Raw genomic sequence first — 11892 nt, forward strand, 5'->3', positions numbered from 1 at the left:
CTTGCATCGAATTGCCGCCCGACCGTGATTTCCAACTAGGCTTAGTTCTTCAAGGTGACAGACGAGTGATTGATTATTCTTGGCGTTCGCATTTGTGGCGGTGTTCCTCAACGGTTTTGTGTTCCCAAATTGAAATGAGAACAGCCCCGCTCACGCTTCTTCTTGCTACCGTGCTCACGTTAGCGTTCTCTGTGACGTCGGCTGTCGGCAACGAATGGTCAATACCGGTTGCCGGAAACACCTTTCGTAGCAAGCCAGACTCTGGAAGGCTTCCAGTGAAATCCGATGGCAATTTGCGGTTCGGCAATGCGAACGAAGCCTACAGTGTTTTTTTTCACGTCGACCGGCCAGGCAACATCTCGCTAGCCGTGAAAGGTCGCGCGTCGCAGGGAACAATCGACATCCTTGCCCTTGTTGGCGATGAACGATTGACTACGAAAATGAACGACGATCCCGCACGTCTGTATCCGCTTGGAGAGATAAATGCATCCGGCCCTGGATACGTTCAGGTCAAACTTCAATGCGCCGAACGTGAATCCTCTGCCGTGACGGAAATCGACCAAGTCGTCGTGAGGTCGGACGTCGATGGCATGACGCTCGATTATGTCAAAACCAACCAGGGCAACATGTTCTATTGGGGTCGCCGTGGTCCGTCGGTTCATTTGAGTTACAGAATTCCCAATGACAAAAAACTAACATACGCCTATAGCGAGATTACCGTACCAATCGGGTACGATCCGACTGGGGCCTATTACATGGCCAATGGTTTTGGCGAAGGTTACTTTGGCTTTCAGGTCAACAGCGAATCGGAACGCCGCGTCCTCTTTTCAGTATGGAGTCCATTTCGCACCGACAACCCAGCGGACATTCCTGCAGAAGATCGTGTGATCACATTGGCCAAAGGCGACGGTGTCCATGCACAAGACTTTGGAAACGAAGGTTCCGGTGGCCAAAGCTACCTGGTGTACCCCTGGAATGCCGGAACAACCTACCGGTTCTTAACCGAAGTCAAACCGGATGGGGAAGGCAATACGCTTTACACCTCTTGGTTTGGAGAGAAAACCTTCAACCGGTGGCAACTGATCGCCAGTTTTCAGCGTCCCAAAACGGACAAGCACCTCACCGGCTTTCACTCGTTTCTTGAAAACTTCAACCCCAATGTTGGTCACGTCGAACGTAAAGCCTATTACGGAAACCAATGGGTCTGCGATGTCAAAGGCAATTGGCACGAAATCACGCGAGCAAGACTAACCGGCGACAACACCGCACGAGGCCGGCACCGACTCGACTTCGACGGCGGAACAGAAAACGACACTCTGTTTCTTCGCCACTGTGGTTTCTTCGATCAAACCGCCAAGCTTGACCATACCTTCGATCGTGATTCCACCGCCGAACAGCAACCCGCGATTGAGTTCGATGACCTGCCGCGAAGGTGAGTCCCGCTAGTTGAATAGGCGACTAATGGGAGAGCAAATCGCGACACGGATTTTATTCCGGGTGCATGTCCATTTACCACTGCGAACCCGCAGCACCAAACCGCAAGCCAAAAGCATCATGCATCCCCATCCCGAAGGTTCGGGAACGGCGGTGACGTTTGCATACGTTAGCGCAGAAATCGAGAACGGACCGATGTAACCAACTTCCGTTACCATGCCATCGGTTAGGTTGATCGTCTGCAAATAGGATCCATCGGACTTCAAGTTGATCGTGTAGGCGTTGCCTGATTCATCGAACGTCAACGAATTAGTCGCTCGTTGACTCAGCGTGATTCCCTGAGTGACGGTTCCTGTACTTGGATCTACGGTGTAAATATCTTCTGGGATCTCATTCGTCTGGCCAGCCTTCAAGTACAGCGTCCCGTTAGGATGAAATGCTAAACCTGCGCGGTTGGATCCGATACCAGCCTCGCCCACCCGTGTGAGCGTGCCGTTGGTTGTATCGATTTGAACAAGATCGTGAATGTTGCCGCCGACGACGCTGCCTCCACTGAGCCCTAACCATCCGAACAAAGTCCCATCGGAGGAAAAGGTCAGGTCCGTGAGGGTCGTACCAGTTTCGCCAATCAGAGAGGTTGATCCCGATTCGGGATCAATCGTAAACAGGTTGCCGGTATCCGAGACGCCACGGATGTTTTGATGGGCAAACAGCAATCCACTCGAAGGATGCTGTGCGATTCCAGTGATGTGGTTCAACCCCGTGTCGCCAAGTTCCCGAACAATCGATCCGGCAAGAGGATCAATCTCGAAAAGAACACTACGAGATTGACCACCACCAGTAATTGCAATCAAAGCCGCAGACGCCGGAGAGCAAAGAAAGACGACCACAAAGAAGAGTACCGTTCGAGACAAGATCACCGACCGTTCCAATGGATTCGACCGTTCCAATGGATTCGAACGTTCCAATGGATTCGAACGGTCCAATGGATTCGAACGGTCCAATGGATTCGAACGGTCCAATGGATTGCAGAGATTCATGATGAACTCCTTTTCACAAATTCAATGGGCATTTGATGCGATACGCTTCGCGGAAAAGATCATTACAGCAGTTGACCCCAGATCTTGCCAGAACAGTTGCGATAAGGGAAGGTCGCCCCACCTGCGCTCAACTGGCTATCCCCCAATTCGGACGATCGCTACGACCGTCAGACTTTCGCGTATGAACAACAGATTCGGGGGATTCCATGTTGCATTTTTGCATCATTGACGTGTTTTTCGGCAACATTCAATAGACACGTTTCCCTTGGAAAAAGAGTCAACGATTTGTTGGGGCAAACTTCTATCCAAGAATCCTTCCATCCTCGAAACCCATTCACTACGTTGTATCGCCAGGGGCCAAGTGGCATGCAAAACTCTTTCTGACCTCTTTCGAACTTGCCCACTCCCCATGCCCATTCAAGTCCTCATCATTGATCCCCACGCCGTAACGCGATTGGGAATCAAACAAGCATTCTCATCCCGCTCCGAACTGGAAATCATTGGCGAAGCCGCCACGATTGCCGAGGGAATCCGGATTGCACACGATAAGAATCCCGATGTCGCAATCATCGATCCAACAGCAGGCGGCGATCAGTCGATCGAGATGCTTCGCAAGTTGCACCAAGAATTGCCGCGTCTGCGAACTTTAGTGTTCACGGCCAAAGATGGCCCTGAAGTCGCCACTCAAATGGTTGCATTAGGAGCGTCAGGCTATTTAATAAAAGCCGCTGACTTAGACGAGGTCGTTGTTGCGATTCAAAGCGTCCATGTTGGTCGGTTGTTCATAAGCCACTCGCACACCCTGCGAGTGATTCCGTCACCACATAGTGTCAATCGAGAGACCGCTTGCGAGTTACTCTCGCAGCGAGAACGAGAAGTCCTAGGAAAATTGGCCGACGGCATGACCAACCAACAAGTTGCCGAAGCCTTGTTCCTAAGCGTCAAGACGATTGAAACGTACCGATCGCGAATCATGAAAAAGCACAAATTGGCGGATCGCGCCGAATTGGTGCGATTCGCACGCGAATGCCTCGATCCTTGTGTTACGGAAAGTGCTTGATTAGCACAAAACAAAAAAATACCTGACACGCCTGTCAGGGAAAACGACTTCGGCATCAAGACTAACCCTTACGTGAAACACCTGACACTTCTGCGATTTCGATCGGCAAAACCCTAGGTTAGCAACCTCTGTGTCAGGGAAACTCGGACTTCTATCGAGAATGTTTGTACAAGTCTAAATCTGACATAGTTTTGGATTGTTAGCAGCCACGAGACTTCTGATGGAGTTTCACGAATCCAAAGCCAATACAGTGCTTTTGAAACGTCGGTGCTAGCAAAAGGCAAATGCAATGAATTGCGTTGACCTCTACAGGCGTGACTTACTACAAACCACCTGTACCGGATCAGCCAAGCGGTAACGTGAGCATCGGAGGGAAAGCACGGTAAACGCGGGGAATTCATTGCAAAGCCAATTGTCCCCTTTTCCAAAACCGCGTTATCGCAAAGGAAACACACCATGAAAAGTATCAAATTCACACTCGCAGCATTGTTCGTATTCGCATCCACTTCAACTGCAATGGGCGACACGACCGCATCGCAAAAGTTCACCATTAATGTCCCCACCGCAATTTCGATTACGGCACCGTCCAACGTTTCGATTACACACGACGAAACCGAAAATGATCAAGCCTTCCCAGCACAACCTTGGGTCGTTCGCGGCAACTCGCTTGCCGGAGTAACGGTATCGCTTTCGACAACCAAAGCGTTCACGCACATTACGGATACGACTGCCAAACGAAACGCTCAATTGGGACTCTCAGTCGCGTCGCAAGAAGGTGCAGCAAACTGGACCGTAACGACACCGACCGACGTTACCGACTATGCAACCAACGATGGCGTTGCCACGGTTCAAGCAACATCCAACGGCTTTGGCCGAGCAACGCTTGACGTTGCCGTTAGCTTCGTCACCGACGGCTTCGGTACATTCGCCGCTGGTGATTACGAGACCACGGTAACTGGCACAGTTACCTCCAACTAACATTTCGAGTTAGGTTTGTGACCTGATTCTATGAGATCGATGCAGTAACAAACGAAACTAACGAAAAGACGAAACCGCTACAAGCCATTTGGGTTTGCAGCGGTTTTAGTCGTAACCAAAACCTAACCAATGCTGAAACCTTTCCACGCACTATTATTTGCAGCCGCAACATTGACTTTGCCGGTCAGTGCCGATGCAGATAGCAATCCAACGTTTGGTGGAGGCAATACGTCGGGCATTCGCGTCGAAATGGTTCGTCATGAAAACAATCCTGCGGGCTCCGCTCTATCCGATTGGCATCTGAGATTAAACAACAGCCAGGCAGTACTCCATTGGGTCGCAATTCCGTTTACGCATTCACAATCAAGTCAACTGCAAAGCGACGCAACGTTGTCGGCCCGAGTAAAAAGCCAAAAAGGTCCGATCAAGATTTCACCCTCCGCCATCATCGATTCGACGAATCTTCGATCGGGTGACGAACAGGCTTCGATCAACCTGTTTGCGCAAGGTGCCGGGCGAGCAAGCATTGAGCTACAAGTTGGCATTGACCAACAGCACGCTGCCGCAGGTACGCATTGCACAACTGTCATTCTCTCCGTCACCGCACCGTAAACCTGGAAACCGCGTTGCCACAAGCAACCTCGTCTATTCGAACAATCCTCTCCACCACACTCAATGTGGTTGGGCTAGGTATCGTTTGCATTGCGAGCTTGTCCCTTTTCGGGTGCGTATCACATCCGTTACCTCCCCGACCGACCGTTCACGAATTGATCGAACAATCGTTCAGCAAATCGATTGCGACGATGGAAGTCGAAGAGCCAGTCGAAATCGTTCTCGAATCGGAAACCATTTTGTATGAAGACACAGCCAACTTGAACGGCCCCACCGGCAGCGGATTCCTTGACAATGCCCTAGTCGAAGAATCACCGAATCAACCGCTGATTAACGAAGAATTCATCGAAACCGACATCCGCGAAGCACTGCTATTGATGGCCGAAGACGCCGGCGTCGATTTGATCATGGATGAAAAGGTCACCGGGATTATCAACACCCAAGTCAACAATTTGCCGATTGACCGCGCAATCGAAAAAGTGTTGATGCCGTTGGGATTCGTCAGCGCCCGACACAACGACCAATTCGTCGTTTGCCCTGCGGACCCCACGAGTCCCCTATTTCCGTACGTCGCCCGTCGCGACGAATACCGCCCGGCTTTCCTCGACGCGAATGCGATGGTCGAAACGGTGCCCGAGCGACTAAAACAATACGTCCAATTGATTGAGAATACAAATCTGATCATCGTCGAAGCACCAGCGATCTTGGCAGATGAAATTCTAGATCGGTTTGCTGCGATCGACCAACCGATTCCTCAAGTCGTATTGGAAGCAATCATTTGCGTGATTTCGCCCGACTCAGGATTCCAATTTGGACTCGATTGGCAACACGCTGTCGAACTCAATGGCGAAAACGCCTTCAAACTCGGCGCAACAGGCTTGGCAATGAGCGGCAATTATAGCCCCGCAGGTGCTAGCGCACTGTTTGACGATTTTTCAAACACTTCGGCGTTCGTCAAACTCCTCTCCGAAAACGGATACCTCACAATTCGTGCCACACCGCATGTGATGGCACAAGACGGTGAACAAGCCAACATTGCAATCAATCGACAAACCTACTTTAGCGTTCAGCCACCGACGACCGCGAATGCCGACAATAGTTCGTTTTTCTTTCAACAAGAAATCCAATCGGTCGAATCGGGCATCACACTCGACATTACGCCTCACGTTCGTGGTGACTTGGTGACCATCGAAATTGAAAAAGCCGAGGTTAGCGAAGACATTCGCAACGCCAATACCGAACTTGCGCTGAACCCATTCCCCATCATCAATCGCCGCAGCGTATCAACCACCGTCCACGTTAAAGACGGCAAAACCATCGTGATCGGCGGTCTGGTTCAAAGAGAGACGATTGATCGAATAAATCGGGTACCTGGTCTCAGCCGAATTCCTCTGATGGGCTATCTTTTTGAGAACACTCAACGACAAACGCGGGAAGCCGAAGTCGTTATTTTTATCTCCCCCCGAATCGTTAAGCCGAACAAAGTCATGGATGAGTTTCAAGTCGGCGTTTGTCAATAGACACTCCCCCACCACCATCCGCGCAAGCCTAGCTTACCCATGACGAAGTCAACCATTGTGGTCGCTATTGCGATCACCGCCGCTGTCGGATTTACATCGCCCTGTATCGCACAGACACGGGCTGCACAGGCACGGGCCGCTCAGACACGGGCCGCTCAGACACGGGCCGCTCAGACACGGACCGACCCCTCCAATCAGTCTAGCGATGCGAGACGCGTGACTCTGACGCAAACGGTTGAACCGTCTTTTCACATTGAACCGATCGTCCATCGATTCGATGCACGACGCGGCGAAGTGATCCCGTTTACATTTCTGATTCGTTCTACGGGCAAGGCAATGGATGTCACGGTTTCACCCGTGAAATTGCGTCAGGAGGAATCGGGGATCATTCTTCATGATGAACAAGGCGATCCCGCCGATGCGATTCGCTTTACTTCGGAAACCGAATTTGAACTTGCCCCTGGGCAATCGCACGAAATCACAGGTGAATTGACCATACCACTAGCGAAGTCCAACTTTCTCTCCTACGGTGTTCTGGTTCGCGACAACGGACAAGTTTCAGCCGATCCAGACCGACCTTCGGATCCAAACGGAACCAACGCTTCGATCCGCTTCGTCACACAGTATGTCTTGCGCATCGATGTCGAAACCGGCGAAAAAGATCTAAGCGAAATGAACCAATTGACATTCGAACAAGGAACCGTCCGCAGTTCCAACGGAATGCCCGTTGCAAGGACATTCCTGGTCAACCCCACCAATTTCGCTTTTGAATGCAGCGTTCGTGGTGAAATCGAATCCTCCGCTAACTCGCGACCGACTCCCTTTTGGATGATCATGCCATCGCGAGTAAATTTGCCTGACGAACAACGTTACTTAGTCCGGATCATGCCCAACAGCAAAGTACGGCTCGAAGCGGGCATCGAAGATTTGCTGTTTCCTGGTCAGCAAACGCTGAAACTTAGCATCACCAATGGACGCCGGTCACTAACCGAAGAGTCTTTTTCGATCGATGTAAAACGGGATGATTACCCTGCGTTGCAATCCAAACTCGCGTACGTCGACGATTCACTATCGGTCGAACCATCCCAAATTGAATTGGGCCAAATCGCTGGCGCCAATCGAACTTGCACGCTTCGGTTTACCAACAGCTCTGTGGCCGAGCGAGCAGTTGAACTTCGCCTAGAAGACCTGCAGGGAAATCCACTCGAACAGATCCGTTTGTCCTCAAGCGACTTTGATGTCCGAAGTGGACGAACCAAGACAGTGCGTGCAACACTTCTTAACGATCACGATCTCGATCAGGCGATTTACGGCAAAGCGATTATCGAACTTGTTAACCAAAACGGGAAGAAAGAGCGTCAAGAGTTGCCCTTAGCGATGTTGTACGGAAAACCTCCGACGCCTCAAATCGAATTAGCGGGATTACAATCGCTTGAAGTGGATGGTTTCACGTCGTTTCTGTTGGCGGTGACCAACCAAGGTGCCGGGTACGTGCCGATTCATGCTGATTTGCAGGTAGCCGACGAGCACGGACATGCATGGAGGTTGAGTGACGGCTACGGACGCTGGATCGCTCCGGGTGAAACTCGCGAATTACGATTCATTCCCGAACAACGACTCGTCAAAGGCAATTACCAATTGTCATTGGGCTTGCAGACCACACCCGATCAACCAGCGAAGACTCAAACGTTGATCATCTCGCTCGATCCAGACGGTGCGGAAACCGAATCCGTCACCGCCAATCAAGGGTCGCAACCCGCAAAAGCAGGCTAATTGTCATAGCTAACTAGCGATGCGACGCGAAAGGATGCGAAGCAATCCTGAATGGATTGCGAATCAACATCCCGCCATTCATAGTGAACAGGATGTGTTCACATCGAATCCTGCGACCGATCGTTTTAATGATCTCTTTCGCAGCCATCTTTCTCATTGGCTGTGGAACCGTCCGAGCACAACACATTGGTTCGCAAAACTTCAAGATGCGAGTGCCACAGCGAACCTGCGTGAGTTCACCTGCCACGATTTCGATTGACTCGGTCGACTCCGCCACGGACATCTCGTTTCCACAACAATCGTGGTCCGTATCCTCCAATCTCGCTGAGGGGATTTCCGTATTGTTTATGCTTGAGAAGCCCTTTTCGATGATTGGCAATCAAGATATCCAAGCGGATGGAGAGATTTCAGTCCAATTGGATGCATCCAATGGACCCGCGACATGGTCCATCAGTGAGCCTACGGCGGCAACGGACATCGACTTGGGTGATCAAAATGCAGCCGTGCAGGTGATCGCTAGCCATCAAGGCGAAGCCGACTTGAGCGTGCACGTACGGATGCTCGCGGAGCAATCCGCCTTCGTCGTCGCGGGAACCTACGAAGCCGTGCTTACTTGCACCGTTACGACCCCGTAACCGTACTCCGGTTAAGGGGCCCTAATTATGGGGCACTAGTTAAGGGGGCCTGGTTACGAGTAGCAACGCCCCATCAAGAAGTCGGTTTCGATTAGGATGGCTTGACATCCTTGGTCCTTGGCACGACCATTTCCGTCCACTCCTTTCTGCTTCTCTGGAAAAATCACGATGCGAAACCTGCGAAAACCGAATCGTCCGATGGCGATTCTACTACCGCTGCTAATATCCACGACCACGATCGCCACCTCGTATGCTCACGAAGGTCACTCCCACAAACATCGACCGGCAATGTCTCCATCTCCAAACAACACGTCCCGATTCATCACGATTTCCACCGACGGTGATGGGAATGGATTTAGTACCGATAAGCAGACTTTCCATTGGAAACACCGCAGCGATCTTGGCACGCAACCCGATGCGATGATCGAAGCGGCCCGAACTGGCCTGCACAACAATGCCGACATTGATCCGAAGACTGGAGAACTGATCACAGTTGTGAAGGACTATGGATTGGTTGCTTTGGATTCCGAATTAAAAGCGTGGACGTTGATCGAAGACCAAGATCAACACTTTGCCGCTGGCATGAACGCACACGGAATGGACTGTTTCGAATTCGACGGGCAAGTTCTCTACGCGGCCGCGTCAACCAACACGCGTGAGATCGTCATCTCCAACCGTGGAAAAATCGTCGCTCGTTTAGGTTCGCCTACTGGAAAAGAATTCGACAATCCGACTGCGAATCAGTACTACGCCAACGGAGGTCCCTTCGTCCCGTGCGATGTCGTTTGGTTGCCCGAAGCGAAGCGACTTGTCGTTGTGACAGGTTATAGCCCTGGTGACTTTGCCGTGTCAGCGGAGCGAATCGATGGAACCTGGCAGTGGAGCGGCCCGGCGTTTGGCGGAAAGCAAAGTGAGGGAGGACCATTCAACACGGCACATGGGATGGAAGTCAAACAAGTTGATGGTTTGGAAACAATTGAAGTCGCTTCGCGCGGTCATGGTCGAATCTATGGCTTCACCCCTTCGGGTGCGATGATCCGTTTAAAGGGAGCCAATAACGGATACTACGTCCAACTACCGGACCGATCGACACCCTGCAATCTTTCGTTTGTCGACGACAAAAGTTTTGTACCGCTACTGAATTCGTTGCCCGATACGGGCGGAGTCGCTCCCGTATTGGTTCTGCAAAACAATGAATTGATCGGGTCACTCATTCCCGCCACTTACGACGGGCTAGGATTCATGCATCATATGCACGGTTTGAAGGCCTTTGATCGAAATGGGAAACTTTATGCCGTTGCCCTATCATGGCCCGACGGCAATAAAGACAAACGGAACGACGGACAAATCGCGATATTTGAAGCGGTTCCTGAAAATCCAGTCCAATAAGCAGGTACTGGTCAGAAATATCGTTGGCGAAAAATGAGTTCAGTGCGCAGAGCAAGGGCATCGTTTTGGGAAGACGGCTTGATTTCCCTTGCCTGAACTCCCCTAGCCGACTTCGATGTCGGCCTTTGGCTTCTTGTCCCAAAACAACAGGATAAAGCCGACCATCACCACTGCGGCAAAGCCAGCCGGATACATCCAAAACCCTTTCCAATCAAGTACGCCGCCCTCGGTTTGGAAAACTTCTAATCCGCCAAACACTTGGGCTCCGATGAACATCCCCAAGCCTTGCGTAACCAAGACCAGGAACCCTTGGGCTTGGTTGCGGATCGCGGCGGGCGTTTTCTTATCAACGTAGATCATGCCGGTTACGAAGAAGAAGTCATAGCAAATCCCGTGCAGCAAAATGCCGCCGATGATCATCCACCAAATTTGATCCCCCGCAGCTGCGGCGAATAGCCCGTAGCGCAACACCCAAGCCCCCATTCCAATTGCTAACATCCATTTGACACCGAGACGTGCGAAACAAAGTGGCATCACTAGCATGAAAAAGATTTCACTCATTTGACCGAACGCCATTGCAAACGTGGCACTCCCAAATGGGGTCACATTGGATGCTTCCACGTACGACCGAGCAAACGCGAAATAGCCAGCCAACGGAATGCAGGTTAAAAACGACGCGATGATAAACACCGTGTAAGAGGGACTGCGAAATAAACGCAGTGCATCGAGCCCGAGGATCTCGCCAAACGAAACCCGTTTTCCCTTCATCGGTGGTGGTGTGTGCGGTAGCATCAAGCAATAAATGCCGAGCCCAATCGCACACGTGCCTGCTAAGAAGAATTGGAGCGAAGACGCATCCTTTCCCGGTAACAAACTAATCGCCAAGTTACCGCAGATCCAACCGATCGTGCCAAGCACCCGCACAACCGGAAACTCCTTTTCAGGATTCTTCAAGTGCTTAAACGACAAGCTTGCCGTCAGCGCGATCGTTGGCATGAAGCATAACATGTGCCCTAACATTGTTAAAACGAACGGATGCTGAAGCGATTGCCAAAGCATGCTAAAGCGGCCCATTAACCAATGCTGGCTTGAAACATCAGGCACACCGAAGGGGGAAGCCATCGAAGGAGCGACAAACAACAGTAAGCCACCGACCGCAAACAGCATCGCAAGTGTGAACTGAGTCGGCATGAATCGATCAGCAATCAACCCAAGAAAGAACGGTGAAAAAATGGCAGCCAAAGGCCCGACCGAATAGAGCGCAAAGACGAGTCCATTCATGCTAATGTCTTCGCGGAGCATGAAGCCGGTTGCTGAAACGTACCAGGCCCCCCACATAAAGAACTGAAAGAACATTAAGATCGCTAGCCGAATCATGATCGACGGATCTGTCGATTCGCTGGGTTTTTGACCATGACCTGCCGCATCATTTGCGTTGGAATCATTCACGC

The 11892-nt window shown here is 51.3% G+C and carries 10 protein-coding genes; 8 read left to right on the forward strand and 2 right to left on the reverse strand.

The window, feature by feature from the left end; all coding sequences use genetic code 11:
- Window positions 1–134: 134 nt before the first annotated feature.
- Window positions 135–1436 (forward strand): DUF3472 domain-containing protein, encoded by a 1302-nt coding sequence (locus CA13_RS32175; protein WP_419195241.1) that lies wholly within the window; start codon window positions 135–137, stop codon window positions 1434–1436.
- A 6-nt stretch (window positions 1437–1442) separates the two neighbouring features.
- Here the strand turns inward: CA13_RS32175 and CA13_RS32180 are convergent, their stop codons facing one another.
- Window positions 1443–2474 (reverse strand): DUF6923 family protein, encoded by a 1032-nt coding sequence (locus CA13_RS32180; RefSeq protein WP_419195242.1) that lies wholly within the window; start codon window positions 2472–2474, stop codon window positions 1443–1445.
- A 409-nt stretch (window positions 2475–2883) separates the two neighbouring features.
- On the opposite strand from CA13_RS32180, the gene CA13_RS32185 reads away from it, so the two are divergent.
- The 7 genes from CA13_RS32185 (at window position 2884) to CA13_RS32215 (ending at window position 10441) form a co-directional block, all read left to right on the forward strand.
- Window positions 2884–3534 carry a LuxR C-terminal-related transcriptional regulator gene (locus CA13_RS32185; RefSeq protein WP_146404210.1) on the forward strand — a complete coding sequence of 217 codons (651 nt, stop codon included), beginning with the start codon at window positions 2884–2886 and terminating at the stop codon, window positions 3532–3534.
- 456 nt (window positions 3535–3990) lie between these two features.
- On the forward strand, window positions 3991–4512 hold the full coding sequence (locus CA13_RS32190; protein ID WP_419195243.1) for a hypothetical protein: 522 nt from the start codon (window positions 3991–3993) through the stop codon (window positions 4510–4512).
- 129 nt (window positions 4513–4641) lie between these two features.
- Window positions 4642–5124, forward strand: coding sequence for a hypothetical protein (locus CA13_RS32195; protein WP_146404211.1), 483 nt, complete (start codon window positions 4642–4644; stop codon window positions 5122–5124).
- A gap of 155 nt (window positions 5125–5279) precedes the next feature.
- Window positions 5280–6644: a type II secretion system protein GspD gene (locus tag CA13_RS32200; RefSeq protein WP_419195244.1), complete on the forward strand. Its 1365-nt coding sequence runs from the start codon at window positions 5280–5282 to the stop codon at window positions 6642–6644.
- 39 nt (window positions 6645–6683) lie between these two features.
- Window positions 6684–8417 (forward strand): hypothetical protein, encoded by a 1734-nt coding sequence (locus CA13_RS32205; RefSeq protein WP_146404212.1) that lies wholly within the window; start codon window positions 6684–6686, stop codon window positions 8415–8417.
- 128 nt (window positions 8418–8545) lie between these two features.
- A complete protein-coding gene (locus CA13_RS32210) occupies window positions 8546–9052 on the forward strand; it encodes a hypothetical protein (RefSeq protein WP_146404213.1) in 507 nt (168 codons plus the stop codon).
- A 168-nt stretch (window positions 9053–9220) separates the two neighbouring features.
- Window positions 9221–10441, forward strand: a complete 1221-nt coding sequence (locus CA13_RS32215) for a hypothetical protein (protein ID WP_419195245.1) — start codon at window positions 9221–9223, stop codon at window positions 10439–10441.
- A 102-nt stretch (window positions 10442–10543) separates the two neighbouring features.
- Here the strand turns inward: CA13_RS32215 and CA13_RS32220 are convergent, their stop codons facing one another.
- Window positions 10544–11890: an MFS transporter gene (locus CA13_RS32220; protein WP_419195246.1), complete on the reverse strand. Its 1347-nt coding sequence runs from the start codon at window positions 11888–11890 to the stop codon at window positions 10544–10546.
- Window positions 11891–11892 lie beyond the last annotated feature (2 nt).

It is taken from the genome of Novipirellula herctigrandis, from assembly GCA_007859835.1.
Classification (GTDB): domain Bacteria; phylum Planctomycetota; class Planctomycetia; order Pirellulales; family Pirellulaceae; genus Novipirellula_A; species Novipirellula_A herctigrandis.

Excerpts from the sequence above, each read along its gene's own strand:
- CA13_RS32175 (WP_419195241.1), top strand. The coding sequence starts at position 135 with ATGAGAACAGCCCCGCTCACGCTTCTTCTTGCTACCGTGCTCACGTTA.
- CA13_RS32180 (WP_419195242.1), bottom strand. The coding sequence starts at position 2,474 with ATGAATCTCTGCAATCCATTGGACCGTTCGAATCCATTGGACCGTTCG.
- CA13_RS32185 (WP_146404210.1), top strand. The coding sequence starts at position 2,884 with ATGCCCATTCAAGTCCTCATCATTGATCCCCACGCCGTAACGCGATTG.
- CA13_RS32190 (WP_419195243.1), top strand. The coding sequence starts at position 3,991 with ATGAAAAGTATCAAATTCACACTCGCAGCATTGTTCGTATTCGCATCC.
- CA13_RS32195 (WP_146404211.1), top strand. The coding sequence starts at position 4,642 with ATGCTGAAACCTTTCCACGCACTATTATTTGCAGCCGCAACATTGACT.
- CA13_RS32205 (WP_146404212.1), top strand. The coding sequence starts at position 6,684 with ATGACGAAGTCAACCATTGTGGTCGCTATTGCGATCACCGCCGCTGTC.
- CA13_RS32210 (WP_146404213.1), top strand. The coding sequence starts at position 8,546 with ATGATCTCTTTCGCAGCCATCTTTCTCATTGGCTGTGGAACCGTCCGA.
- CA13_RS32215 (WP_419195245.1), top strand. The coding sequence starts at position 9,221 with ATGCGAAACCTGCGAAAACCGAATCGTCCGATGGCGATTCTACTACCG.